Below are 25,994 nucleotides of genomic sequence, written 5' to 3' on the forward strand. Positions count from 1 at the left end.
AACATGCAGGTGATCGACTGGGACCTGGCCGTTGCGACCGGTGTCCGTCTCGTCCGACCCGGCCCTCAGGTGAGCCGAGAGGAGGCCAAGCACGCCGTCACCGAGCTCAGGCGGCTTTCGCGCGAGGCCGAGGAACACGTGCAGGAGTTCGCCCGCATCAACGGCGCCGCCGAGCCCGTGGAGGCGACCGTCGTCGACCGCCCCGGGTGGATCCGCGCCAACGTCGACGGGTTCCGGGTGGTCCTCGAACCGCTGACCGCCCGCATGAACGAACGGCGCGACCAGATGCCCGCGATCGTGGGCGCCGTGGGCTCCCGCGTCACCGGCTTCGAGGTCGGGGCCGTGCTGGCCTTCCTGGCCACCCGTGTGCTCGGCCAGTACGAGCTGTTCCTTCCGCCCGACCCCGAGGGGCGGGCGCCCACCGGGCGGCTCACGCTGGTCGCCCCCAACATCGTGCACACCGAGCGCGAGCTCGGCGTCGACCCCCGCGACTTCCGGCTCTGGGTGTGCCTGCACGAGGAGACCCACCGGGTCCAGTTCACCGGCGTGCCGTGGCTGCGCGAGTACGTGCACGGGCAGATGACCCAGTTCCTGCTGGCGTCCGACATCGACCTCGGCACCATGCTCGACCGCTTGCGCGCCGCCTCCGACGCCGTGGCCGACGCGATCAAGGGCGGCGAGGGAAACCTCATCGACGCGATCCAGACGCCCGAGCAGAAGGAGATCCTCGCCCGGCTGACCGCGGTGATGACGCTGGTCGAGGGGCACGGCGACTACGTCATGGACGCCGTCGGGCCCTCGGTCGTCCCGTCGGTGGCCGACATCCGCTCCAAGTTCCAGCACCGCAGGGAGGGCGGCTCCCGCTTCGACCGCACCATCCGGCGGCTGCTCGGCGTCGACCTGAAGCTCAAGCAGTACGCCGAGGGCGCCGCGTTCGTGCGCAAGGTCGTCGCCGAGGTCGGCATCGACGGCTTCAACCGGGTCTGGGGCTCGCCCGAGACCCTGCCCGACCACACCGAGATCGCCGATCCCGGCAAGTGGATCGAGCGCGTCGGCCGGGTGCGGGAGCTGCCGGCGGCCAACGGCCAGGTCTGACCTCCGCGGACACGACCGGCCGGGCCCCGGCCGGTCGTGTCCCCCGCGGGCGCGGGCGCGCACCACACTGGGAGCATGGGCCCGCATCCCGCCGTCGCCGAGATCCGCCGCGCCGTACGACAGTCGCTCGGCGACGCCTCGCCCGGCGACCTCGTCCTGGTGGCCTGCAGTGGAGGCGGCGACTCCCTGGCCCTGGCGGCCTGCCTGGGGTTCGTCGCGCCCCGCATGGGGCTGCGCGCCGGGCTGGTGAGCGTCGACCACGGCCTCCAGGAGGGCTCGGCCGAGCGCGCACGGGAGGTCGTGCGGCTGGCGCCCGAGCTGGGGCTGGAGCTCGCCGAGGCGGTCACGGTCACCGTGGGCGCCGGCGGCGGGCCTGAGGCCGCCGCCCGCACGGCCAGGTACGCGGCGCTGTCGGCGTCCGCCGAGCGGCTCGGGGCCTCGGCGGTGCTGCTCGGCCACACCCGCGACGACCAGGCCGAGACCGTGCTGCTGCGGCTCGCGCGGGGCAGCGGCACCCGCTCGCTCGCCGGCATGCCCGCGGTCGCCGGCCTCTACCGCCGCCCGCTGCTGGGCCTGTCGCGGGAGACCACCCGCGCCGCCTGCGCGGCGCTCGGCCTCGCGCCCTGGGACGACCCGCACAACCTCGACCCCGCCTACACCCGGGTCCGCGTCCGCCACGACGTCCTGCCGGTCCTGGTGCGGGCCCTGGGGCCCGGGGTGACCGAGGCGCTGGCCCGCACGGCCAGCCTGTGCAGGGACGACGCCGACGCGCTGGACGAGTGGGCCGACGAGGTGTACGCCCAGGGGCGCGGCGTCGGCCAGGGGCTGACCGTCGCCGCGCTGAAGGACCTGCCCGCCGCGGTGCGGCGCCGGGTGATCCGGCGCGCCGCCCTGGAGGCGGGCGCGACGGCGTCCGCGCTGGGGGCGGTGCACATCGAGCAGGTCGACCGGCTGGTCACCGGCTGGCGGGGGCAGCGGCTCGTGGAGCTACCCGGGGGGGTGGGTGTCGTGAGGCGGTATGGCACCCTGATATTCGCCAACACCCTCTCGTGATGAAGGAAAAACCCCTGGTGGACGCAGCCGACATGGGCAAGGACCTCGAAAGGGTCCTCATCTCCGAGGAAGAACTCCAAGCCAAGATCAAGGAGCTCGCGGGCCAGATCGACGCCGACTACGCGGGCACGAACCTCCTCATCGTCGGGGTTCTGAAGGGTGCGGTCATGATCATGGCCGACCTGGCGCGCGCGCTGCACACCGAGGTGCAGATGGACTGGATGGCCGTCTCCTCCTACGGGGCCGGCACCAAGTCGTCCGGCGTCGTCCGGACGCTGAAGGACCTCGACACCGACATCGCCGGGCGGCACGTCCTGGTGGTGGAGGACATCATCGACTCCGGGCTCACGCTCTCGTGGCTGATCCACAACCTTCGCTCACGCGACCCCGCGTCGGTGGAGATCTGCACGCTCCTGCGCAAGCCGGACGCGGTCAAGGTGCCGATCGACGTCAAGTACGTCGGGTTCGACATCCCCAACGAGTTCGTCATCGGATACGGCCTCGACTACGCCGAGCGCTACCGCAATCTCCCCTTCATCGGCACCCTGGCGCGCCACGTCTACGGCGGCGAGTAAGCCCTGAGCGAAGCGGGCACCGGCGAACTGGCCTGATACCGCGCCATTCGGTCTCAGCGTGGGGAACACAGGACCGGCTGGCGTACGTTGGTAGGACAAAGCCGGTGTCCGCCGGGGCAGTGACCCTGCGCGGCGGCTCGGTGTACCTTCGGAGGTCTCGGCGGGGTTCCACCACCCCCGGGAACTCAGGAGGAGCGGTTCGGGATGCCGCTGCCCCCGGGCTTGCCCGGGGTTAGGCCGTGTTGAGGAAGGGACGGGCCCGCAGGGGTTCCGCATCGGATGGATCTCAAGCGATTTACACGTGGGCCACTGCTGTGGATCCTGGGCATCGTCGTGTTGCTCCTCCTCGCCTCCACATTCTGGAGCGGCAACAGCAACTATGCCCAGAGGGACACCTCATTCGTCGTCAGCCAGATCCAGAACGGCACCGTCGACAACGCCGTGATCGTCGACAAGGACCAGCGCATAGAGATCAAGACCGTCAGCAAGATCGGCGGTGAGGATCGCTTCTACGCGTTCTGGGTCCAGGGCCAGGGAGTCGAGCTGCAGAAGCAGCTCCAGGCGCAGGTAACGGCGGGCAAGCTGCCGCACGGGTACAAGGTCACCGTGCCCCAGGAGAACTTCCTGGTGGGGCTGCTGGTGAGCTTCCTGCCCATCGTCATCATCGTCCTCATCTTCCTGTTCATCATGAACCAGATGCAGGGCGGCGGCTCCCGGGTCATGAGCTTCGGGAAGTCCAAGGCGAAGCTCATCACCAAGGACACCCCCAAGACCACCTTCGCCGACGTCGCGGGCGCCGACGAGGCCATCGAGGAGCTCCACGAGATCAAGGAGTTCCTGCAGGCCCCGGCCAAGTTCCAGGCGATCGGCGCGAAGATTCCCAAGGGCGTGCTGCTGTACGGCCCGCCGGGAACCGGCAAGACCCTGCTGGCCCGCGCGGTCGCGGGCGAGGCGGGCGTGCCGTTCTACTCGATCTCCGGCTCCGACTTCGTCGAGATGTTCGTCGGCGTCGGCGCGTCCCGGGTGCGCGACCTGTTCGAGCAGGCCAAGGCGAACGCCCCGGCGATCATCTTCATCGACGAGATCGACGCCGTCGGCCGGCACCGCGGCGCGGGCCTCGGCGGCGGGCACGACGAGCGCGAGCAGACGCTGAACCAGCTCCTGGTCGAGATGGACGGCTTCGACGTCAAGGGCGGCGTGATCCTCATCGCCGCCACCAACCGTCCCGACATCCTCGACCCCGCGCTGCTGCGCCCCGGCCGTTTCGACCGTCAGGTCGTCATCGACCGTCCCGACCTGGAGGGCCGCAAGGGCATCCTCCGCGTCCACGGGCGCGGCAAGCCGTTCGACCAGGACGTCGACCTCGACATCATCGCCCGGCGCACCCCCGGTTTCACCGGCGCCGACCTGGCGAACGTGATCAACGAGGCGGCCCTGCTCACGGCGCGGCAGGACAAGAAGCTCATCACGATGAACATCCTCGAGGAGTCCATCGACCGCGTGATGGCGGGCCCGGAGCGCAAGAGCCGGGTCATGTCCGACCAGGAGAAGAAGATCATCGCCTACCACGAGGGCGGCCACGCCCTCGTCGCGCACGCGCTGCCCAACTCCGATCCCGTGCACAAGATCACGATCCTGTCCCGGGGCCGGGCGCTCGGCTACACCATGACCCTGCCCATGGAGGACAAGTTCCTCGCGACCCGGTCCGAGATGCTCGACCAGCTCGCGATGCTGCTCGGCGGGCGCACCGCCGAGGAGCTCGTCTTCCACGAGCCCACCACGGGCGCGGCCAACGACATCGAGAAGGCCACCTCGATCGCCCGCCGCATGGTCACCGAGTACGGAATGAGCGAGCACCTCGGTGCCCGCAAGTTCGGCACGGGCAACAGCGAGGTCTTCCTCGGCCGCGACATGGGCCACGAGCGCGACTACTCCGAGAAGATCGCCTCGACGATCGACGAGGAGGTCCGCCGGCTCATCGAGGCCGGGCACGACCAGGCGTGGGAGATCCTCGTCCAGTACCGCGACGTGCTGGACAACCTGGTGCTGGAGCTCATGGAGAAGGAGACTTTGTCCCGCGAGCAGGTCATGCGGGTCTTCTCCACGGTGGTCGTCAGGGAGAAGCGGCCGTCGTACTCCGGGTACGGCAAGCGGCTGCCCTCCGACCGCCCGCCGATCCTGACGCCCCGCGAGGTCGCGGGCAACGGCGCGGCGCTCTCCGGTGAGGCGGCGGGCAACGGCGCGGCGCTTCCCGCGGGCAACTCCGCACAGGGCCAGGTCAACGGGCCGCGTGTCAACAACGATCACCACTCGGGCCCGCAGGACGAGGCCTGAGGGAGTGAGTAAGCCGCTCAAGGTCGACTCGGCCCGGATCGAGAAGGCCGTTCGCGAGATCCTGCTCGCGATCGGCGAGGATCCGGACCGGGACGGCCTGGTCGACACCCCCGCGAGGGTGGCCCGCGCCTACGCCGAGCAGTTCGCCGGGCTGGGGCAGGCCCCGCAGGACGTGCTGACCACGGTGTTCGACGCCGACCACGACGAGATGGTGCTCGTCACCGACATCGAGGTCTTCTCGACCTGCGAGCACCATCTGGTCCCCTTCCACGGCGTCGCCCACGTGGGGTACGTGCCGAACGAGAAGGGGCAGATCACCGGCCTGTCCAAGCTGGCCAGGCTGGTGGACGTCTACGCCAGGCGCCCCCAGGTACAAGAGCGCATGACCTCCCAGATCGCCGACGCCCTGATGGGCGTGCTGGCGCCGCGGGGGGTCATCGTCGTGATCGAGGCCGAGCACCTCTGCATGACCATGCGGGGCGTTCGCAAGCCCGGCGCCAAGACGATCACCTCGGCGGTCCGCGGCAGCTTCCGCGACAGCGACAGGACCCGCGCCGAGGCGATGGCCCTGATCAACAGCCGCCGCTGAGGGCCGCCGCCCGCCCGCCGCCCGCCCGCCGCGCGGGTAGCGGCGCATGGGCCGATTCGTTATTCACAAGCCGGACCCATGGCACAGATCGGCATCCGTCAGCACCTAGGCTGGACGCCATGACCACATGGACGCCGCCGGGGCTGCCCCAGAAGGCACGCTGCCTGGTCATGGGCGTGGTCAACGTCACCCCCGACTCCTTCTCCGACGGCGGGCGGTGGTTCGATCCCGACGTCGCGGTGCGCCACGGTCTCGACCTGGTCGAGCAGGGCGCCGACATCGTCGACGTGGGCGGGGAGTCCACCCGGCCGGGCGCCGCCCGGGTGTCCCTCGACGAGGAGCTGCGCCGGGTGGAGCCGGTGATCCGCGCCCTGGCCCAGGAGGGCGTCACGGTCAGCGTCGACACCATGCGGGCGGAGGTCGCCGAGGCGGCCGTCGCCGCCGGCGCGGCCCTGGTCAACGACGTGAGCGGCGGCCTGGCCGATCCCGCGATGCCGCGGGTGGTCGCCGCCGCCGGCGTGCCGTACGTCGTGATGCACTGGCGCGGCCACAGCCGCGACATGGAGGCCCGCGCCGTCTACGCCGACGTCGTCACCGAGGTCGCCGAGGAGCTGCGCAAGCGGGTCGACTCCGTGCTCGCCGAGGGCGTCTCGGAGCACCAGCTCGTCGTCGACCCCGGCCTGGGGTTCGCCAAGCGGGCCGAGCACAACTGGTCGCTGCTCGCGGGCATGGGCACGCTGCGCGAGCTGGGCTTTCCGATCATCGTCGGAGCCTCCCGGAAGCGGTTCCTCGGCCGTCTGCTGGCCGGCGCCGACGGCGCCCCCAGGCCGTTCGACGGGTGCGACGACGCCACACTCGCGGTGACCGCGCTCGCCGCCCACGCCGGGGCCTGGTGCGTGCGGGTGCACCACGTCCGTCCCAACGCCGACGCCGTGCGCGTCGCGGCGGCCTGGCGAGAGGGGGAGGGAGTCCGATGAGCACGACCGCTGCCGAGATCGAGAAGCTCAACGAGGCCTTCTACACGGCGATCGAGGGCGGCGACCTCGACCGCATGACCGACATCTGGGCCGAGGACCACGACGGCCGGGTGGCGATGTGCGTGCACCCCGGCTGGCCGATGCTCACCGGGCGCTCGGAGGTCCTGCGCTCCTGGGCGCTGATCATGGCGAACACCCCCTACATCCAGTTCGTGCTGACCGACGTCCGCACCGCCGTGGTGGGCCACGTCGCGGTGCTCACCTGCGCCGAGAACATCCTCACCGCCGCCGACACCGAGGACGCCACGTTCGCCGCCGGCCGGGTGGTCGCCACCAACATCTTCGTCCGCACCTCCGACGGGTGGCGGCTGTGGTCCCACCACGGCTCCCCCGTGCTGCAGGGCGACGACGACGACGAGGAAGCCGAGGAGTGACCGGTCCGCGCCGCGGCACGCTCCCGGGCACGTACGGCCACGCCCGGGAGGCACGAGCACGATGAGCGGCGACAGCGTGAGCCTGCGGGGGCTGCGGGCGCGGGGGCGGCACGGCTGCCTGCCCGCCGAGCGTGAGCTCGGCCAGGAGTTCGTGGTGGACGCCACCCTCTACTTCGACACCGCCCCGGCGGCCGCCGGGGACGACCTGGGCAAGACCGTCGACTACGGCGCGCTGGCCGTCCGGCTGGCGGCCATCGTGGAGGGCGAGCCGGTCAACCTGATCGAGACGCTGGCCCACCGCCTGGCCGACGCCTGCCTGGCCGCCGAGCTGGTCGAGGAGGTCGAGGTGCGGGTGCACAAGCCGGCCGCGCCCGTCACGGTACCCTTCGGCGACGTCGTGGTCACCGTGAGGAGGAGGCGGAGATGAAGGTCGTTCTGGCCCTGGGCAGCAACGTCGGCCGCCGGTTCGACACCCTGCAGGGGGCCGTCGACGCGCTGTTCGACGCTCCGGGGCTCGAGTTCACGTCGGTGTCGCCGGTGTACGAGACCGAGCCGGTGGGCGGGCCGCCGAACCAGCGGCCCTACCTGAACGCGGTGGTGGTCGGCCGCACCATGACGCTCGGGCCGCACGCCATCCTGGAGCGCGCGCTCGGGGTGGAGGCGGCGTTCGGGCGGGTGCGCATCGAGGACTGGGGCCCGCGCACGCTCGACGTCGACGTCATCATGGTCGGCGACCTGCTGTCGGAGGACCCCGAGCTGACGCTGCCGCATCCCCTCGCGCACACGCGGGCGTTCGTCCTGGTCCCCTGGTCGCAGATCGACCCGGGGGCGGTGCTGCCGGGGCGGGGGTCGGTGGCGGGCCTGCTGGCCGACATCGACCAGCGAGGCGTCCGGCTGCGGGCCGACCTGGCCCTCCAGCCGCCCGGTTGAGGTGCCGTCCCCCGGCGGTGGTGGAGGGCCGATGCCCCGCGGCGCCGGGCCGGCCGCTGACAAGGAGGGTGTGCGCGTGAAGCCGAGCCGTCCCGGCGTGCTCGTCCTGCTGCTGGTCGCGTTCGCGGCCGGCACCTGGATCGTCCTGCAGGGGGTGTACTCCGACCTGCCCGCCGTCCCCTGGACGGCCATCCCCACGGTGGCGCTGCTGGCCCTGGGCGAGGCCTACAGCGGGTGGATGACCCGCGCGAGGATCCAGCGCAGGCCGGGCACCACTCCGGTGGAGCCGCTTGCGGTGGCCCGGCTCGCCGCCCTGGCCAAGGCGTCGGCGTACGTCGGAGCGATCTTCGCGGGGGTCTTCGCCGGGTTCGTCCTGCACGTCGTGCCGTTGATCGACCGGGAGGCCCCCCGCCGCGACTTCTTCCTCGCCGGCGGCTCGCTGGTCGCGTGTGTGGCGCTGGTCTGCGCGGCGCTCTACCTGGAGCACTCCTGCCGGGTGCCCAAGAAGCCCGAGGACGAGCCGCGCCCCTGACATCGGGTCGCCCCGCGCCGGGCGACGCGAACGGGGCCCGGCGTGTGCCGGGCCCCGTCACAGGAGCCACCCTGAATCTCGCACCCTGTCCCTTTTACGCAACAGGGGTACTGCGCGTCACGGCAGGCGTTAAACGTCCCGGCGGAAACTTCCGCTCACTTGTCGATGTCGCCGACCACGAAGAACATCGACCCCAGGATGGCCACCATGTCGGCGATCAGGTTGCCCGGCAGCGTCTCCCGCAGCACCTGGACGTTGTTGAAGGACGCGCTGCGCAGCTTCAGCCGCCACGGCGTCTTCTCCCCCCGGGACACCAGGTAGTAGCCGTTGAGGCCGAGCGGGCTCTCGGTCCAGGCGTAGGTGTGGCCCTCGGGGACCTTCAGCACCTTGGGCAGCCGCTGGTTGATCGGGCCCGGCGGCAGCTCGCGCAGGCGCTCCACGCAGGCGTCGGCGAGGTCGAGCGACACCTTGACCTGGTCGAGCAGCACCTCGAACCGGGCGTGGCAGTCGCCCGCCGAACGGGTGACGACCTTGACCGGCAGCTCGCCGTAGGCGAGGTACGGCTCGTCGCGGCGCAGGTCGAAGTCGACGCCGGAGGCGCGCGCGATCGGCCCGCTGACGCCGTACTGCATGATCGTCTCGCGGTCGAGCACGCCGACGCCGCGGGTGCGGGCGACGAAGATCTCGTTGTGGTGGATCAGCTTCTCGATGTCGGGCAGCCGTCTGCGGACGTCGCCGACGGCCCGGGCGGTGCGGTCGAGCCAGCCCTGCGGCAGGTCGTCCTTGAGGCCGCCGACCCGGTTGAACATGTAGTGCATGCGGCCGCCGGAGATCTCCTCCATGACGGCCTGGAGGGTCTCGCGCTCGCGGAAGGCGTAGAAGAGCGGCGTGATCGCGCCGAGCTCCAGCGGGTAGGAGCCGAGGAACATGAGGTGGTTGAGCACGCGGTTCAGCTCGGCGAGCAGCGTGCGCGCCCACACGGCGCGCACGGGGACCTCCATGCCGAGCATGCGCTCGACGGCCAGCACGACGCCCAGCTCGTTGGCGAACGCCGACAGCCAGTCGTGCCGGTTGGCCAGCACGATGATCTGCCGGTAGTCGCGCACTTCGAACAGCTTCTCGGCGCCGCGATGCATGTAGCCGATGATCGGCTCGGCCGCGACGATGCGCTCGCCGTCGATGGTGAGCCGCAGGCGCAGCACGCCGTGCGTCGAGGGGTGCTGGGGCCCGATGTTGAGGATCATGTCCTCGGTGGCCAGCTCCTTGGCCCCGGCCCCGATGCCGACGACGCGTACGGTGCGCGCGGCCCCTGCGGGCGGTTCGCTCATACCCTCATGCTGTCACGTCAGCGGCGGGAGACAAGATCTGAGAGGGCCCCGAGCAGACGCCGGACGTGCTCGGTGGTGGTGCCGACGCCGATGGAGGCCCGCACGGCGCCGGTCGTGCCGTCGGCGCACTCGCCGCCGGCGTCCCGGCCGAGACCGTCGAGCAGGTGGCGCACGAACGGGTGGGCGCAGAACTTGCCGTCGCGCACGCCGATGCCGTACTCGGCCGACAGCGCCTCGGCGACCTCGCGTGCCGTCCAGCCCTCGACCACGAAGGCGACGATGCCCACGCGCGGGTGGCCGGGCCCCCACAGCGACAGCTCGTGGAGGCCGTCGATGGCGGCCAGCCCCTCGCGCAGCAGGCCGACCAGGCGCTCCTCCTCTTTGATCAGCGGGAGCCAGCCGGTCGCCGACAGGGCGTCGCAGGCGGCGGCCAGCGCCACCGCGCCGAGGACGTTGGGCGTGCCGGCCTCGTGGCGCTGCTCGGGGTCGGCGCTCCACTCGGCGTCCACGGGCAGACCCTGGCCCGCCCCGCCGGTGACGGCCTTGGACGCGCCGCCGCCGCGAAGGTACGGGTCGGCCTCGGCGAGCCAGTCGGCGCGGCCGACGAGCGCCCCCGCCCCGAACGGGGCGTACAGCTTGTGCCCGGAGAAGGCGACGTAGTCGAGGCCCAGCGCGGTGAGGTTGAGCGGGCGGTGCGGCACGAACTGGGCGGCGTCCACCAGGATGCGCGCGCCGTGCCGGTGGGCGATGTGCGCCAGCGCGGCGATCGGCCACAGCTCGCCGGTGACGTTGGAGGCCGCGGTGACGACCAGCAGCTTGGGCCCGTCGACGGCCCCGAGCGCCTCGTCGGCCGCGCGCACCGCCTCGCCGGGGAAGGCGGGCGGCGCCAGCCGGACGGCGTCCGGCCAGGGCAGCAGGGACGCGTGGTGCTCGGTCTCGAAGACGACCACCGTGGTGCCCTCGGGCAGCGCGCGGGCCAGCAGGTTCGCGGCGTCGGTGGTGTTGCGGGTGAACACCACCGCGTCGTCGGGCCGGGCGCCGACGAAGGCGCGCACGGTGTGGCGGGCCTGCTCGTAGCGGGCGGTGGTGAGCTGGGAGGCGTACCCGGCGCCCCGGTGCACGCTGGAGTAGGCCGGAAGGGCGGCGGTGACGGCGTCGCGCACCGGCGCGAGACACGGGGCGCTCGCGGCGTAGTCGAAGTTGGCGTAGGGCACCAGCCTGCCACCCTTGACCGGAACCTCCAGATCGGCGCCCAGCACGGCGGGAACGGTGCGGGCCGCCGCGGGATCCGGCCCGGCCGGAACCTCGGCGGGCTGCCTCTTCAGGACGGTGAGAGCTGACAACGCCGGTCTCCTCAAGGTCATGGGACCCCGGTCGGCGCTGTGGTGACGGGAGCCCGCGCTTGCCCGGCACACCTCGTGCCGGACCTGGTCTTCACCCGGGGCACCCCGCCGCGAGCGCGAGGGTTGCCGGCCAGCGAGCCGGGGCTTGACGCTGGCACTCATGACCTAGCGGAACTATAACAAGGATCCCCCACCGCGCCGCAAACCTCGCTCGCATGCTGAGAACGCCCCGGTCAGAACCGGTACGAAGCTCCCAATCCCAATTACGATGACTTGGTGCGCTTTGATCCCTGGAATCCGGAGTTCGCCGCCCATCCCTACGACGCCTACCGCGAGCTTCGCGAGACGGCGCCGGTCACGTTCTTCGAACCCACCGGGCAGTGGCTCGTCGCGCGGCACCGCGACGTCAACGCCGCGCTGCGCGACCGCCGGCTCGGCCGCTCCTACCTGCATGTGGCCACCCACGAGGAGTTCGGCCGCGAGGCCGAGCCCGAGTTCCAGGAACCCTTCTGGCGGGTGATCCGCGCCGGGATGCTGGACGTGGAGCCGCCCGTGCACACGCGGCTGCGCCGGCTGGTCTCCAAGGCGTTCACCCCGCGCATGGTGCAGGAGCTGCGCCCGAGGGTGCGGAGCATCGCCCAGGACCTCGTGGACGGCTTCGTGGAGCGCGGTGGCGGCGACCTGCTCGCCGAGGTGGCCGAGCCCCTGCCGGTGACCGTCATCGCCGAGATGCTCGGCGTGCCCGAGGGCGACAGGCACCTGCTGCGCCCCTGGTCGGCGGACATCTGCGCCATGTACGAGCTCAGCCCGCCGGTCGAGGCCCAGCACACGGCGGTGCGCGCGGCGTCGGAGTTCGCCGCCTACCTGCGTGAGCTGGCGGCCCTGCGCCGCAAGGAGCCGGGGGACGACCTGATCAGCGCCCTGGCGCAGGTGGTGGACGAGGGCGACAGCCTGACCGAGGACGAGCTGGTCGGCACGTGCGTGCTGCTGCTCAACGCCGGCCACGAGGCGACCGTCAACGTCACCGGCAACGGCTGGTGGGCGCTGTTGCGCAACCCCGGCGAGCTGGAGCGCCTGCGCGCCGACCCCTCCCTGCTGCCCACGGCGGTCGAGGAGCTGATGCGCTGGGACACCCCGCTGCAGCTCTTCGAGCGCTGGGTGCTTGAGGACACCACCATCGGCGGCGTGGACATCCCCAAGGGCGTGGAGGTGGCCCTGCTGTTCGGCTCGGCCAACCGCGACCCCGAGGCCTTCGCCGACCCCGACCGCCTCGACGTCGGCCGCACCGACAACCCGCACATCTCGTTCGGCGCCGGAATCCACTTCTGCCTGGGCGCCCCGCTGGCCAGGGTGGAGCTGATCGAGTCGATCGGCGCCCTGCTGAGGGCCGCGCCCCGCCTCACCCTGCTGGCGGAGCCCTCCTGGAAGCCGAACTTCGTGATCCGCGGCCTGCGGTCGCTGGAGGTCGGCACGGCCTGACGGCGGTCACGGGGACGGGAGTGCCTCGATCGCCGTGGACGTGGACTGGGCGAGCCAGCCGAAGCCGCCCAGGCCGCCGGGGTCGATGAGCTCGGCCTCCTCTGAGGCGCGGGCCAGGGCGCGGAGGTAGGCCGCGGGATCGGAGGCCGCCAGGGGCAGCGGGGGACGGTCGCCGCTCACGCCCAGGGCGCGCAGCGCCTGTCGTTGCGTGGTCAACGTTGTGGATATCGCACCGGCTCGCTCACCGGCCGCCGCACAGGCGTCCAGTGCCACGTGTGCGGTGATATCGCAGGATGTGTCGGGGATGGGGGGCACACAGGCGCCGTCGCGGTACCCGGCCAGGGTGCCGTAGGGCGGCCGGTTGTCCACAGGGTGTGCATAATCGGCGGCCACCGCCAGCCCCTCCGCGAGGACCCCGATGACGGACGCCCACGCCTCGTCGCGGGGGCGGCCGATCTCGGCGCGCAGCCCTACGGTGCCGAGCGGCCACCACCGCGCGAGCCACGCCCGGTCGGCCTCCGGCGGCGGGCCGCCCAGCCGCTCCTCGCCGGTCTCGGGATCGACCAGGACGAGCCGGGGGCCGCCGGCGGTCTGCTCGGCGATGTCGAGCGGGACGTTGTCGAGCCACTCGTTGGCGACGACCAGCCCGCGGACCTCCCACGGCAGGGAGGGGGACCAGGTGACCGCCTTGTCGAGCCCCCCGGGCGCCGGGGACAGGTCGACGGCGGTGACGCGCAGCCGCTCGGCCAGGCCCGGCTCGGCCGTGCGCACCACGTGGTTGACCAGCAGGCCGTCACCCGAGCCGACGTCGACCAGATCGAGCTCGCCGGGGTGGCCCAGCGCCGAGTCGACCCTGGCGAGCAGCCGCAGCACGGCGTCGGCGAACGCCGGGGAAGCCCCCACCGACGTGCGGAAATGGCCCAGGGGACGCTCCCTGACGTAGAACCCGTCGTCGCCGTAGAGCGCCTGCTGCATGGCTTCCCGCCAGGTGACCCACACGGGACTGGACGTTACCAAGGAGGGTCCAGGCATTGACGGGCCGATGTAAAACTGTGGACAGTGCGAACGCGGCGCGCGCACGAGCGGCGCCGCGCAGGCGCCCGGCACCCGTGCACGGCCGGTGGCCCACCGGGCGGCCGTGCCGCCGCCGGGTGCGGTCAGGCCGTTACGCTGGCCATCTGGGGCCTGTATCGATCGTGGACGGGAAGACGATGGACACAAGCGATCGCCCGGGCCGCCTCGCGGTCGGGGTAGTCGGCGCCGGGCGCGTGGGGTCGGTCCTCGGGGCGGCGCTCGCGCAGGCCGGTCACCGCGTGGTGGCGGCCGCCGGGGTCTCCGAGGCGTCGCGGCGGCGCGCCGCCGAGCGCCTGGGCGTGCGCATCTCCCAGGCCGACGACGTCATCGGCAGGTCCGAGCTCGTGCTGCTGACCGTTCCCGACGACGCGCTCCCCGGCCTGGTGTCCGGGCTCGCCGCCACCGGGGTCGACCTTCGCGGCAAGATGCTGGTGCACACCAGCGGCGCCTACGGCCTGGGCGTGCTCGACCCCGCCACGGCGGCGGGGGCCCTGCCGTTCGCGCTGCATCCCGTGATGACCTTCACCGGCAGGGACGACGACCTTCGCCGCATCACCGGCTGCTCCTTCGGCGTCACCGCGCCCGAGGCGCTGCGCCCGGTCGCCGAGGCCCTGGTGATCGAGATGGGCGGCGAGCCGGTCTGGATCGCCGAGGAGAGCCGCGCCCTGTACCACGCCGCGCTCGCCGGAGCCGCCAACCACATGGTGACGCTGATCGCCGAGGCGCAGGAGCTGCTGAAGAAGATCGGCGTGGAGCAGCCCGGCCGCATGCTGGGCCCGCTGCTCGGCGCCGCGCTCGACAACGCGCTGCGCCTGGGCATCAGCGGCCTCACCGGGCCGGTGGTGCGCGGGGACGCCGTGACCGTCCGCAAGCACGTGGACGCCCTGATCCTGGCCGCGCCGGAGGCCGCCGACGCGTACGTGGTCCTGGCCCGGCTCACCGCCGACCGCGCACTGGCCGCCGGGCTGCTGAAGCCCGAGGCGGCCGAGCGCCTGCTCGACGCCCTGGGAGGCAACTCGTGGACGTGATCGTCGCCGGAGACCGCGCGGAGCTGCTCGCGGCGCGCGCCGCCCTGGGCGCCGCCCCCTCCGACGGCCCGGGGGCCTCGTTCCGCGCCGCCGGCGCCACGTACACGCGGGGCGGCGGTGAGGGCGCCCTGGACGCCGCTGGCGGGAGCGGCGGGGTGCCGGGCGGCACGCTGGCCCTGGTCCCGACGATGGGCGCCCTGCACGAGGGGCACCGCTCGCTCATCCGCCTCGCCCGCGAGCACGCCGACCACGTCGCGGTGAGCGTCTTCGTCAACCCCCTGCAGTTCGCCCCGGGTGAGGACTTCTCGCGCTACCCGCGCACCTTCGACACCGACCTCGAGATCTGCGCGGCCGAGGGGGTGGGCCTGGTCTTCGCCCCGGCGGCCGGCGAGATGTACCTGCCCGACCGCCAGGTGGGCGTCTGCGCAGGTCGCATGGGCACCGTGGTCGAGGGGGCCTTCCGGCCCGGCCACTTCGACGGCGTGCTCACCGTCGTGCTCAAGCTGTTCAACCTGGTGCGGCCCGACGTCGCCGTCTTCGGCCAGAAGGACGCCCAGCAGCTCGCGATGATCCGGCGCATGGTCGCCGACCTCGACCTCCCGGTGACCGTCCTGGGCGCGCCCACGGTGCGCGAGCCCGACGGCCTGGCGCTTTCGAGCCGCAACCGCTACCTGTCCGAGGCCGACCGCGGCACCGCCCTGGCCCTGTCCGCGGCCCTGCGGGAGGGCGCGCGGCACGGCCGCCCCCGCGACATCCTGGGCGCGGCCAGGGCCGTGCTCGACCAGGCCGCCGTCGCGAGCCCGCCCCTGGCGCTCGACTACGTCTGCCTGGTCGACCCCGCGACCTTCACGGCCGTCCCCGACGACCACCGGGGCGAGGCCGTCCTGGCCGTGGCGGCCAAGGTGGGGTCCACCCGGCTGATCGACAACGTCGTCCTCACCCTCGGGCCCTCCTGACCCCGCCCGGTCCGCGAGGTAACCCCGGCGGGCCGTGCCCGCACCTCCGTTCCGCGGCGCCGCCGCGGCCTCGGCGCCATGCCGGCGCGAACGGCACCCCCACCGCGAGGTAGCCTTGGTTCATTCGTTATCGTCAATTTGACGAAATGAGGAGAACTCCATGGCGCACCCGCCCATCCCCCGGCGGCTCACCGCACCCGCCCCAGGCTGGACCGTCCACGCCGACGTCGTCGTCGTGGGAAGCGGCGTCGCCGGCCTCACCGTGGCGCTGCGGTACGCGCGCCTGAACCCGGCGGCGCGGGTGCTGGTCGTCACCAAGGACGTGCTGTCCGCGGGCTCCACCCGCTGGGCGCAGGGCGGCATCGCCGCCGCGCTCGACCCCGCCGACTCCCCGGCCGAGCACCTCGCAGACACGCTGGTGGCCGGCGTCGGGCTGTGCGACGAGCGCGCGGTGCGGGTCCTGGTGAACGAAGGGCCGGGGGCGCTGCGGCGGCTGATCGCGCTCGGCGCCCGCTTCGACCGGGGGGCGGACGGCGAGCTGCAGCTCGGCCGCGAGGGCGGCCACCGCCGCGACCGCATCGTCCACGCCGGCGGCGACGCCACCGGCGCCGAGGTGCAACGCGCCCTGGTCGACGCGGTCAGGCAGAGCGCCCCGCGCGGCGGCGGGGCAGGCGTGGAGGTCATCGAGCACGCGCTCGTCCTGGACCTGCTCAAGGACGCCTCCGGCGCCGCCTGCGGCGTGACCCTGCACGTGATGGGCGAGGGCGCCCGGGACGGCGTGGGCGCCGTCCGGGCGGGCGCGGTCGTGCTCGCCTCCGGCGGCATGGGCCAGGTGTACGCGGCGACGACCAACCCGGTCGTGTCCACCGGGGACGGCGTGGCGCTGGCGCTGCGGGCCGGGGCGGTGATCAGGGACCTGGAGTTCGTCCAGTTCCACCCCACCGTCCTGTGGCGCGGCGAGGACTCCACCGGCCAGCAGCCGCTGATCTCCGAGGCCGTGCGCGGCGAGGGCGCCGTGCTCGTCGACGAGACCGGGCGGCGCTTCATGACCGGCGTGCACGAGCTGGCCGACCTCGCCCCCCGCGACGTGGTCGCCAAGGCGATCATGCGGCGAATGCTGGAGAGCGGCGCCGACCACGTCTACCTGGACGCCCGCCACTTCGGCGAGGACAAGTGGCGCACGCGGTTCCCCACGATCTACGCCATCTGCCGGGAGAGCGGCGTCGACCCGGTGCGCGAGCCCATCCCGGTCGCGCCGGCCGCCCACTACGCCAGCGGCGGCGTGCGCACCGACCTGCACGGCCGCACGGACGTCGCGGGCCTGTACGCCTGCGGCGAGGTGGCGTGCACGGGGGTGCACGGCGCGAACCGGCTCGCCTCCAACTCCCTGCTGGAAGGGCTGGTCTTCGCCGAGCGCATCGCCGCCGACCTGGCGTCCGGCGCGCGGCGCGCGGCGGAGCCGGTGGACGACGGGCGCCCCGCCGGGCTGGCCGACCCCCGCGTGCGGCCACGCGTTCAGGCGCGCATGAGCGCGGACGCCGGGGTGCTGCGCAACGGCCGCAGCCTCACCGAGGTCGCCCACTCGCTCCTGGACGCCCGGTGGACCCCGGTGGCGGTGGAGCCGTGCACGGAGTCGTGGGAGGCGACCAACCTGCTGACCGTGGCCACCGCGTTGGTCACGGCCGCGCGGGCCCGTGAGGAGACGCGGGGGTCTCACTGGCGTGAGGACTTCCCCGAGCGCAATGACGCCTGGTGGCTGGGGCACGTGGACGTGACCCTGAACGAGAGGGGACTGACCATGGCCTACCGGCCGCACGACGACCAGCGCGCCACGGGGCTGCCCCACCACGTCGAGGCCGAGCTGGCCGGCGCGGGGCTGGACCCCGCCGCGGTGACCGCGCTGGTCGAGACCGCCCTGGCCGAGGACCTGTCCGCCGAGGGCGACGTCACCACCCTCGCCACCATCCCGGCCGGCCGCACCGCCGTTGGCGACCTGGTGGCCCGGGCGGACGGCATCGTCGCGGGGCTGGCGGTGGCCGAGGCGGCGCTCGCCCACGCCTCCGAGGGCCGTCTCGCCGTGGAGCGCCACGCCAAGGACGGCGAGCGCGTGGCCCGGGGCGACGTGCTGATGACCGTCTCCGGGCCCGCCCGCGACCTGCTCACGGCCGAGCGCACCGTTCTCAACCTGCTCACGCACCTGTCCGGCGTCGCCACGCGGACCGGCCTGTGGGTCGAGGCCGTCGCCGGCACCGGAGCCCGCGTCCGCGACAGCCGCAAGACGCTCCCGGGGCTGCGGGCGCTGGAGAAGTACGCCGTGCGGTGCGGCGGCGGGGTCAACCACCGGATGTCGCTTTCGGACGCCGCCTTGATCAAGGACAATCACGTGGTGGCGGCCGGCGGGGTCGCCGAGGCGTTCCGCGCGGTCAGGCTGGCCTATCCGGGCCTGCCCATCGAGGTGGAGGTCGACCGTATCGACCAGATCGAGCCGGTGCTCGCCGAGGGGGCGGAGGAGATCCTGCTGGACAACTTCACGGTCGAGGAGCTGGCGGCGGCGGTCCGCCTGGTCGCCGGCAGGGCCCGGCTGGAGTCCAGCGGCGGTCTCACTCTGCGGACGGCGCGAGATGTGGCCGCGACCGGCGTCGACTACCTTGCCGTGGGGGCGCTGACCCACTCCGCGCCCGCGCTCGACATCGCTCTGGACCTGCGGGGGGCTTGATGCTGCTCACGATCGACGTCGGCAACACCCATACGGTGCTCGGGCTCTTCGAGGGTGAGGAGCTCATCGAGCACTGGCGCCTGGCGACCGACGCCCGGCGCACCGCCGACGAGATCGCCGTGGTCCTTCAGGGGCTGCTCGGCCAGAGCCCGCTGCTGAAGGCGGCGGACGTCAGCGGCATCGCGATCTGCTCCACGGTGCCCTCGGTGCTCAACGAGATGCGCGAGATGTGCCGTCGCTATTACGGCGACGTCACGGCGGTCATCGTCGAGCCCGGGGTGCGCACCGGCGTGCCGGTGCGCATGGACAATCCCAAGGAGGTCGGCAGCGACCGCGTTGTCAACGCGCTCGCCGCGATCACCCTTTACGGGGGGCCGTGCGTGATCGTCGACTTCGGCACGGCGACGTCCTTCGACGCGGTCTCGGCCAAGGGCGAGTACGTCGGGGCGGTGACCGCCCCGGGCATCGAGATCTCGGTCGACGCGCTCGCCGCGGCGGGCGCCCAGCTTCACAAGGTGGAGCTGATCCGCCCGAGGTCGGTGATCGCCAAGAACACGGTCGAGGCCCTCCAGGCAGGCATCATCTACGGTTTCGCCGGCCAGGTGGACGGCATCGTGGAGCGCATGGCCCCTGAGCTGGCCGCCGACCCCGACGACGTGACGGTCGTCGCCACCGGGTCGCTGGCGTCGCTCGTGGTCGACGAGGCCCGCTCCATCGACGTGCACGAGCCGTGGCTCACGCTGATCGGGCTGCGCCTGATCTACAACCGCAACAGCGGCTGACAGGCGCCGGCCACCCCGTACGGCCTCTCAATGTCAAAGATCGGCAATGCGCCGTGGGCTACACGCACCCTCGTATTACGAGGTTGTTACGTGATCCATACCGTTCAATCGGGACCGCTGAGAGGTTCCGGATGGGGGTGTACGGCGGGAAAACGCCTGCAATAGGGACCTGCAATTAGGCGGCGGGAATAGGCGCGGCGGCGCCCGCGATCATATATCGACGCAACCGCGCGATCCAGGCGTCGTGACACGGAACCCGCCGTCAACCAGGGGATCCGGTGTCCTCTCGGTGCTCCCCGGGGCGGCGCCCCTCCCAGATCACGTTCCGCGCCGGCCTCTAAGCGACCGCGAACATGTCATGAGTAGTTCATGTATGGACAGGTATGTCAATGACGAACGTAACGGGTATCGCGGTCAGCGCTTGACGACCTTTCAACGTGGCGTTTACCGTTCCTGACGGGCGGGCCGAAGCATTCAGATGTTGCCGAGTTCGTCGTGGGGGAGAGGACACCCGATGGCGTATCCGGATCTAGTGTCCCGGGGAACCGAGATTCCCGCGGGATCCGAGAGAGTGGGATTGAGCGACGATGATCTTCTGCTGCTCGCCGAGTTGGCCAAGGGAGTGACGGTCGACCGGGTCGGCCGGCGGCTCGATGTGAGCGGCCGTACCGTCCGGCGTCGTCTGCGCGGCATCTGCGACCGCATAGGCGTCGCCACCGCGATCGAGGCGGTGGCCTGGGCCGCGCGCCGTCGGCTGATCTAGCGACGCCGCGGCGATCCGCGCCTCACCCCACGCGGGTGAGGCGCGGCAGGTGTGCGCGCGTTCGTCACCGCGGCCCTCGGGCCGAGGTGAGGCGCGCCTTCGATCGTGGGGCGGCTCAGCCGGCCCGGGACGTCACCGCTTCGGGCCAGACGCCGGGAGCCGGCGGCTGAACGGGGCCGGGGCGGCCTGTGCGCGGGTCAGTCGGCGATGCGCACGCCGCCGACGAAGGGCCGGTTGCCCAGCGGCACCACACGCACCACGTCACCGGTGCGCGGCGCGTGCACCATCATGCCGCCGCCGATGTAGATGCCGACGTGGTGCAGGTCGCTGTAGAAGAACACCAGGTCGCCGGCGCGCAGATCCTGCCGCGACACGTGCGTGCCGGCGGTCCACTGGTCGCCGGTGTAGTGCGGGAGGCTGATGCCGACCTTCTGGTAGGCCCACATGACCAGCCCGGAGCAGTCGAACGAGCTCGGGCCCGCGGCTCCCCAGACATAGGGCTTGAGCTGCTGCGTCAGCGCCCACTTGGTGGCCTCGGCGGCCTTGCCGTCCCCGGGGATCGGAATGTCGATCTTCGTGGCCCGGCCACCGGTGTTGCCCGCCTGCGACAGCGCCCGCCTGAACAGCGTGCTCTCGGTCTTGGCGACCAGCTTGCGGATCTTGTCGCGCTGCGTGGAGAGGTCGGAGACCAGCTTGTTCACCTCGGCCTCGCGCGCCTTGGCGCCGGCCTTGGCGCGCTCGGCGACGTCCATCGCCTTGGCGATGCGCGCGACCTCCTCCCCCTGCTGCATCTGCAGGGCGTAGGTGGTGGCGGCCCGGTTGAGATAGCCGTCGGGGTCGCCCGACATGGCCAGGGCGAGTGAGGAGCCGATGCCGCCGAGCATGTAGGCGTCCTGCGCGTACTGGCCCGCCTTCAGGCGCTTCTGCTCCAGGTCGGCGTGGCTCTTCTCCAGCGTCTTGTTGGCGAGCTCGGCCGAGCGCCGCGCCTGCTTGAGGCGTTCGCGCTGCCCGTTGAACTGCTCGGTGAGCGACTCGATCTCCTCGTAGTGGCGCTCGACCTGGTTCTTGAGCTCGTTGAGGCTCGGCTTGGGCTCGGCGGTGGCCGCGACCAGCGGCGAGCCGAACGTGACGGCCGTCAGGGTCACCGCGACCATGGCGATCCGGCGTGGCACCCGCAGGGCGCCGCCTCCCAGCAGGGCCCGAGGGCCCCGTTCGCGGGGACGGGCATGTCTGCCCACGGTCGGTCCAGGCGTGCGCCCAGGTCGCACCAACGAACTCCTCTCCTCGGCCGCCTACCGGGTTAGCTGACGGGTTCGGGCGGAGTAGCCCTACCGGCCGCACGGGCCGCGGGGGAACCGCGACACCCCGCTGCTCGGATTCACCCCAGGGCCGGCTCACCGGAGGGTGACCTCCCGCGTCCGGCCTTTGGGTCCCCGGTTCCCGCCGCCTTCGAGGGCGGCCGGGATTAGGCGGGCCGGACACCGCTTCCCGATGACCGGCATTGAGGCTGGACACTAGTGCAGGCAAGGTTCCTGCTCAACCAGAACTGCGATTTCTGTTGAGGTTTGACAACCGGGCCGTCACGGCGAGATCACGGCGTCACGCCGATCACGGCGGCCTCATCGGGCTTCCCGGATCACTTCGGACACCTCAGTCGCAGGTCCGGGGCCGGGGCCGTAGCGAGCTGTTGGCAACATCAGCCGATAGCGCGCTATTCGGACTGGCCGGGTTCGGACCGCTACTTTGCGCGAAGGAAACCTGGTGTCGCGGTTTTCGGTCAGACCGATAACCCCTGGTTCCCGCCCGTGCGACCGCTCCCGCGCGGCGGCGCGGCGGGCGGATACGCTAGCCGGTCATGGAGCAGGTCGCGGTGTCCCCGCCCGCCGGAGGCACGCTCGTCGTCCGGCGAGCACGCACCGCCGACGTCCGCGCCGTCGGGCGGCTGGTCGACACCTACTCCGGAGACGGGCCGCGCCTCCTGCGCAAGTCCCTGGTCACCCTCTACGAGACCGTCCAGGAGTTCTGGGTCGCCGAGCTGGACGGCCACGTGGTGGGCTGCGGGGCCCTGCACGTGCTCTGGGAGGACCTCGCCGAGATCCGCACCGTCGCCGTCGACGAGGGGCGCAGGGGTCTGGGCATCGGCCACAAGATCGTCGACGCGCTCATCGGCACCGCTCGCGAGCTCGGCGTGCGGCGGGTGTTCTGCCTGACCTTCGAGGTCGAGTTCTTCGGAAGGCACGGTTTCGTACCGATTCAGGGCACTCCGGTGTCGCCTGAGGTGTACGCCGAGTTGCTCGACTCCTACGATGAGGGCGTCGCGGAGTTCCTGGACCTGGACCACGTCAAGCCGAACACTCTGGGCAACGAGCGCATGATCCTTCACCTGAAACCGCGATCTTGACGGCCAGGACGACGGAATGGAAAGGTGACTGTTGATGCCAGTGTCGCTACGTTGGGCAACACCACAGCATGTGTGTCTGACATATGCCGCATGCGAAGCTGAAGTGAGGTGACACGGTGAGCACCGGACAGCCGCCGTACCCACGCGACGAGTCGGACGACGATCAGGCGTCATCCGGATCTGCGCACTATGGGCAGCACAGCGATCGGCCCGCACCCGGCGTCGATCCGGAGGTGACAGTCGTCCACCGCCCCCAGCAGTCGCCTGAGCACGGCCAGCAGTCTTACGGGCAGAGCCAGACATACGGGCAGCAGCAGCCGTACGGCCAGCAGGGCGGGTACGGACAGCAGGGTGGCACGGGCGCCTACGGCCAGGGATACTCCCAGCAGTCGCAGGGCCAGCAGCAGTACGGGCAGCAGGGCTACGGCCAGCAGCCCGGGTACGACCAGCAGCAGCAGTACGGCCAGCAGGCCTACGGTCAGCAGCAGTACGGCCAGCAGCCGGCGCAGCCGGGTTACGGCCAGCAGCCCGGCTACGAGCAGCAGCCCGGGTACGACCAGCAGCAGCAGTACGGCCAGCAGGCCTACGGTCAGCAGCCGGGCTACGGCCAGCAGCCCGGGTACGACCAGCAGCAGCAGTACGGCCAGCAGGCCGGCTACGGCCAGCAGCAGGGTTACGGTCAGCAGCCGGGCTACGGCGCGCAGGGGTACGGCCAGCAGCAGTACGGCCAGCAGGACCCCTCGCAGCCCGACTACGGCCAGCAGCCCTACGGGGCGCCGGCGTACGGCCAGCCGGGTTACGGCCAGGCGCAGTACGGGGCGCAAGGCATCCAGGGCGTCCAGCCTCCGGGCGCGCCCGCGCCGCTCGCCGAGTGGTGGCAGCGCCTGGTGGCGCGGATCATCGACGGCGTGATCCTCGTCATTCCGACTCTGATCCTCACGGCGATCATCACCGCCGTGGTCGTGACGCAGGCGAACTTCGACCCGACGACCGGTGTCATCACGGAGCCGGGCGGCGTGTTCCTGGCCGACCTGATCGTCGCGGTGCTGGTCACGCTGATCTACGTCGCGTACGAGTACTTCATGCTCAAGCAGCGCGGCCAGACGGTCGGCAAGATCGTCATGGGCATCAAGGTCGTGCCGGTCGGCGGCGCGCTCACGGCCGAGGGGCTTCCCTCCGACGTCGTCGCCAAGCGGGCGGGCGTGCTGTTCGGGCCGCAGATCCTGCGCTGGATCCCGATCCTCGGCTGGGTCGCCAGCGTCTTCTCGCTCGTCAACGTGCTCTGGCTGCTGTGGGACAAGCCGCTCCACCAAGCCCTGCACGACAAGGTCGCGAAGACCGTCGTGGTGAAGATCAAGTAACGCTGAGACAGCGGTCCCGCGGGGCCGGAGGGCGACGCCCTCCGGCCCCGTTCGCGTGTGACCGTCCGGGGGGTCCGGGGGTCGGCGCCTCTCCGGAACGCCTCCCGGAGGCCGCCGGAGGGCAGCACAGTGTCTGCCACGGGGGTCCTCATCCGACACCTTGGCGGCGATGTGGGGGAACCGGATACGGGCCTACCGCTATGTGCGATAGGAACCGTGCCATGAAGCGCACCGTTGTTCGCCTTTGGCGAACGAGGATCACGTGACGCCGGGCGAGCCCTCCGGCGTCTCCCCCCGCGGCCACCCCGCGCCGCCCCCCGGGGGCCGCGCCGCCGCTCTCAGGGCCGCGGGTGTCTGAACCCTCGCGGCCGGTCCGGAGCGACCCTCATTCCCCGGCCGGCACGGATTCTCCGGACGGTTCCCGGCATTCTGTCGCCGATGCGCGGGCCTTCGTTCTTCCGCCGTCGCACGCCCTTTCGCGTCCAGCCGGCGCCGGTTGGCCGCGTCGCCTGCCGCCCGGAAATCGCCGGAGGGGTGGCGGTCGAGGGGTGACGCGTGCGGTCCCCCGGCGCGCGCCGCGGGTTGAACTTCAGCCCCTACGGCGGCCGGGAATTCGGCCCTGGCCGTGGTACACGGGCGAGGTTTCACCCGCCCGCGGAACGCCGCTTCGGCCCGTATGGCGCGCGGGAAGTATGCGCCGCAATACCACGGACGACCGGTCCGCCGCCGAGAAGACGTGAAGATCCGGGATACCGGATCGGCCGCTGGCCCCCATGAAAGCTTCAATGTGATGAAGCGTTCATCCGTCTCCCCTGGTGAAGCTTCTCCGTGACATTCCGAACGCCGGAAGACCCGACTGCGTCTTCCCGGCCCTGCCGGGTGCGCTAATCACCTGGGCGGCCGGTTACGGACGGAGAGCCAACAACCCGCCGATCGGCGTTGTGCTCACGGCCGCCCCGAGATCAGCTTTTTCGGCGCCGCCGTGCCCGCAGGCCCTCCGGGCGGCTGTTTTCGAGGAGGATCGGCATTACCGGGCCATCCGGTAAGGCCGCTGGAGAGACGGCGATAAGCCTGGAACGGTCCTTCGGCGGCTTAGGCGGCCCTCCCCGCAACGCCCGCTGACCTCCTGTGGGGATAGAGTCGGATCCTGACTCCCCGATCAGGCAACCGTGGTACGGGCCGAGGGGGGCCCGTGTGACAATTAACGCGGGAGGCCGGCTGAATGCCACCCCGCGTGGAGCGAGGATCAATGAACGATGTATTGTCCGCGTTGATACCGCCGATGGTTGTGACCGCGGTGGTCATCTACGCCGTCGTGAAGCTGGTTCGTTCGGAGGCGGAGGCTCGGAGGCGGGCGGCCGAACCCGCCGACAAGTCCTCGGAGGCTTCTTCCGGCTGACCCGGCCGGCGCCCGCACCGGCGGTCTGAATCCACCCGCATCCTGAATTGTCAGCAGGGGTTGCCGGGTATATGTTTAGCTGGCGAAAGAACAATGCTCTGCGAAAGGATTGCCAGATGGCCACGCAGATCCAGAAGATACTCATCGACGACCTCGATGGTGGCGAGGCCAGTGAGACTGTCACCTTCGCACTTGATGGCTCCACTTACGAGATTGACCTGAGCGGCGACAACGCCAAGAAGCTGCGCGACGCGCTTTCCTCTTTCGTCTCCAGCGCGCGAAGGTCTGAGAACGCTCCGAGCCGGGGCCGCAAGCGCGGCGGTGGACAGCGCCCCTCCCGGGAAAAGAGCTCGGAGATCAGGGCGTGGGCCAAGGCACACGGCATCTCCGTGAGTGAGCGGGGTCGTATTGCCTCCTCCGTGGTGGAGCAGTACGAAGCGGCACACTGACGGAGGTTTGTGATCAACGGCCGTGGCGGCGAGCCCCCCTCAATCGCCGCCATAGCCGCATGATCCGGTTATGCGGGTTGTGATCGTCCGGCGCGCGGCCCGGGGGTTCACGGAAACGGCAAAGTCAAACGTCGTTCGCTTCGGGCGTAGCGGGAACATGTGGGCCCCCAACGGTAGTTGGATGGAGCGTGAACGCCCTGCTCCCGGGGAACGTCTCTCTGTCTAGAGCGGTCACCGGTCGGGGCTAGCATGCGGATGCGGCGGGCCCGGATATCCCGAGCTGCCTGGCCGCTCTGTGAGGAGCGACGAGATGTTCGAAAGGTTCACTGACCGCGCACGGCGTGTTGTCGTCCTGGCCCAGGAAGAGGCCCGGATGCTCAACCACAACTACATCGG

The 25,994-nt window shown here is 71.8% G+C and carries 24 protein-coding genes and 2 riboswitches; of the genes, 20 read left to right on the forward strand and 4 right to left on the reverse strand.

Annotation, left to right across the window (positions count from 1 at the left end; all coding sequences use genetic code 11):
• Positions 1–3 precede the first annotated feature (3 nt).
• The 10 genes from PYR91_RS10515 to PYR91_RS10560 all read left to right on the forward strand — a co-directional run bounded on the left by PYR91_RS10515 (position 4) and on the right by PYR91_RS10560 (position 8,519).
• Positions 4–1,095: a zinc-dependent metalloprotease gene (locus PYR91_RS10515; protein ID WP_279779330.1), complete on the forward strand. Its 1,092-nt coding sequence runs from the start codon at positions 4–6 to the stop codon at positions 1,093–1,095.
• A gap of 75 nt (positions 1,096–1,170) precedes the next feature.
• A complete protein-coding gene (gene tilS / locus PYR91_RS10520; RefSeq protein ID WP_279779331.1) occupies positions 1,171–2,148 on the forward strand; it encodes a tRNA lysidine(34) synthetase TilS in 978 nt (325 codons plus the stop codon).
• Positions 2,149–2,165: 17 nt separating this feature from the next.
• A complete protein-coding gene (gene hpt / locus PYR91_RS10525; RefSeq protein WP_279779357.1) occupies positions 2,166–2,723 on the forward strand; it encodes a hypoxanthine phosphoribosyltransferase in 558 nt (185 codons plus the stop codon).
• A gap of 279 nt (positions 2,724–3,002) precedes the next feature.
• Positions 3,003–5,057 carry an ATP-dependent zinc metalloprotease FtsH gene (gene ftsH / locus PYR91_RS10530; RefSeq protein WP_279779332.1) on the forward strand — a complete coding sequence of 685 codons (2,055 nt, stop codon included), beginning with the start codon at positions 3,003–3,005 and terminating at the stop codon, positions 5,055–5,057.
• A 4-nt stretch (positions 5,058–5,061) separates the two neighbouring features.
• Entirely contained in the window at positions 5,062–5,646 is a 585-nt protein-coding gene (gene folE, locus PYR91_RS10535) for a GTP cyclohydrolase I FolE (protein ID WP_279779333.1), read from the forward strand.
• A 119-nt stretch (positions 5,647–5,765) separates the two neighbouring features.
• Complete coding sequence (gene folP, locus PYR91_RS10540) at positions 5,766–6,623, forward strand: dihydropteroate synthase (protein ID WP_279779334.1); 858 nt, start codon at positions 5,766–5,768, stop codon at positions 6,621–6,623.
• Positions 6,620–7,057 (forward strand): nuclear transport factor 2 family protein, encoded by a 438-nt coding sequence (locus PYR91_RS10545; protein ID WP_279779335.1) that lies wholly within the window; start codon positions 6,620–6,622, stop codon positions 7,055–7,057. The genes folP and PYR91_RS10545 overlap by 4 nt, the downstream gene beginning before the upstream one ends.
• A 61-nt stretch (positions 7,058–7,118) precedes the next feature.
• Complete coding sequence (gene folB / locus PYR91_RS10550) at positions 7,119–7,484, forward strand: dihydroneopterin aldolase (protein ID WP_279779336.1); 366 nt, start codon at positions 7,119–7,121, stop codon at positions 7,482–7,484.
• Positions 7,481–7,987, forward strand: a complete 507-nt coding sequence (gene folK / locus PYR91_RS10555; RefSeq protein WP_279779337.1) for a 2-amino-4-hydroxy-6-hydroxymethyldihydropteridine diphosphokinase — start codon at positions 7,481–7,483, stop codon at positions 7,985–7,987. Before folB ends, folK begins: the two co-directional genes overlap by 4 nt.
• A 76-nt stretch (positions 7,988–8,063) precedes the next feature.
• Entirely contained in the window at positions 8,064–8,519 is a 456-nt protein-coding gene (locus PYR91_RS10560; protein WP_279779338.1) for a DUF3180 domain-containing protein, read from the forward strand.
• A gap of 155 nt (positions 8,520–8,674) precedes the next feature.
• On the opposite strand, the gene PYR91_RS10565 is transcribed toward PYR91_RS10560, so the two are convergent.
• Positions 8,675–9,847, reverse strand: a complete 1,173-nt coding sequence (locus tag PYR91_RS10565; RefSeq protein WP_279779339.1) for an NADH-quinone oxidoreductase subunit D — start codon at positions 9,845–9,847, stop codon at positions 8,675–8,677.
• Between the two features lie 17 nt (positions 9,848–9,864).
• Positions 9,865–11,172 (reverse strand): aminotransferase class V-fold PLP-dependent enzyme, encoded by a 1,308-nt coding sequence (locus PYR91_RS10570; protein ID WP_279779358.1) that lies wholly within the window; start codon positions 11,170–11,172, stop codon positions 9,865–9,867.
• A 68-nt stretch (positions 11,173–11,240) separates the two neighbouring features.
• Positions 11,241–11,356, reverse strand: a riboswitch (SAM riboswitch).
• A gap of 110 nt (positions 11,357–11,466) precedes the next feature.
• Here PYR91_RS10570 and PYR91_RS10575 point away from each other — a divergent pair.
• The gene (locus PYR91_RS10575; RefSeq protein ID WP_279779341.1) at positions 11,467–12,669 is read left to right on the forward strand and encodes a cytochrome P450; all 1,203 of its coding nucleotides are present in this window, start codon (positions 11,467–11,469) and stop codon (positions 12,667–12,669) included.
• A 6-nt stretch (positions 12,670–12,675) separates the two neighbouring features.
• Here PYR91_RS10575 and PYR91_RS10580 read toward each other — a convergent pair whose 3' ends face one another.
• The gene (locus tag PYR91_RS10580; protein WP_279779342.1) at positions 12,676–13,668 is read right to left on the reverse strand and encodes an SAM-dependent methyltransferase; all 993 of its coding nucleotides are present in this window, start codon (positions 13,666–13,668) and stop codon (positions 12,676–12,678) included.
• Positions 13,669–13,880: 212 nt separating this feature from the next.
• On the opposite strand from PYR91_RS10580, the gene PYR91_RS10585 reads away from it, so the two are divergent.
• From PYR91_RS10585 to PYR91_RS10605, 5 genes are all read left to right on the forward strand, one after another.
• Positions 13,881–14,771, forward strand: a complete 891-nt coding sequence (locus PYR91_RS10585) for a DUF2520 domain-containing protein (protein WP_279779344.1) — start codon at positions 13,881–13,883, stop codon at positions 14,769–14,771.
• Between the two features lie 128 nt (positions 14,772–14,899).
• Complete coding sequence (gene panC / locus PYR91_RS10590) at positions 14,900–15,727, forward strand: pantoate--beta-alanine ligase (RefSeq protein WP_279779359.1); 828 nt, start codon at positions 14,900–14,902, stop codon at positions 15,725–15,727.
• A 160-nt stretch (positions 15,728–15,887) separates the two neighbouring features.
• A complete protein-coding gene (locus tag PYR91_RS10595; RefSeq protein ID WP_279779345.1) occupies positions 15,888–18,443 on the forward strand; it encodes an L-aspartate oxidase in 2,556 nt (851 codons plus the stop codon).
• Positions 18,443–19,225 (forward strand): type III pantothenate kinase, encoded by a 783-nt coding sequence (locus PYR91_RS10600; protein ID WP_279779347.1) that lies wholly within the window; start codon positions 18,443–18,445, stop codon positions 19,223–19,225. The genes PYR91_RS10595 and PYR91_RS10600 overlap by 1 nt, the downstream gene beginning before the upstream one ends.
• Before the next feature lie 571 nt (positions 19,226–19,796).
• Complete coding sequence (locus tag PYR91_RS10605; protein ID WP_307784623.1) at positions 19,797–19,988, forward strand: LuxR C-terminal-related transcriptional regulator; 192 nt, start codon at positions 19,797–19,799, stop codon at positions 19,986–19,988.
• Positions 19,989–20,185: 197 nt separating this feature from the next.
• Here the strand turns inward: PYR91_RS10605 and PYR91_RS10610 are convergent, their stop codons facing one another.
• A complete protein-coding gene (locus tag PYR91_RS10610; protein WP_279779349.1) occupies positions 20,186–21,226 on the reverse strand; it encodes an NlpC/P60 family protein in 1,041 nt (346 codons plus the stop codon).
• 35 nt (positions 21,227–21,261) lie between these two features.
• Positions 21,262–21,470: riboswitch (cyclic di-AMP (ydaO/yuaA leader) on the reverse strand.
• Between the two features lie 373 nt (positions 21,471–21,843).
• On the opposite strand from PYR91_RS10610, the gene PYR91_RS10615 reads away from it, so the two are divergent.
• The 4 genes from PYR91_RS10615 (at position 21,844) to PYR91_RS10630 (ending at position 25,598) form a co-directional block, all read left to right on the forward strand.
• The gene (locus PYR91_RS10615) at positions 21,844–22,389 is read left to right on the forward strand and encodes an amino-acid N-acetyltransferase (protein WP_279779350.1); all 546 of its coding nucleotides are present in this window, start codon (positions 21,844–21,846) and stop codon (positions 22,387–22,389) included.
• A gap of 233 nt (positions 22,390–22,622) precedes the next feature.
• The gene (locus PYR91_RS10620; RefSeq protein ID WP_279779351.1) at positions 22,623–23,750 is read left to right on the forward strand and encodes an RDD family protein; all 1,128 of its coding nucleotides are present in this window, start codon (positions 22,623–22,625) and stop codon (positions 23,748–23,750) included.
• Between the two features lie 1,249 nt (positions 23,751–24,999).
• The gene (locus PYR91_RS10625; RefSeq protein WP_279779352.1) at positions 25,000–25,149 is read left to right on the forward strand and encodes a hypothetical protein; all 150 of its coding nucleotides are present in this window, start codon (positions 25,000–25,002) and stop codon (positions 25,147–25,149) included.
• Between the two features lie 116 nt (positions 25,150–25,265).
• On the forward strand, positions 25,266–25,598 hold the full coding sequence (locus PYR91_RS10630) for an Lsr2 family protein (RefSeq protein ID WP_279779353.1): 333 nt from the start codon (positions 25,266–25,268) through the stop codon (positions 25,596–25,598).
• Positions 25,599–25,994: the final 396 nt, after the last annotated feature.

The sequence above is a fragment of the Sphaerisporangium sp. TRM90804 genome (assembly GCF_029846175.1).
Taxonomy (GTDB): Bacteria; Actinomycetota; Actinomycetes; order Streptosporangiales; family Streptosporangiaceae; genus Sphaerisporangium.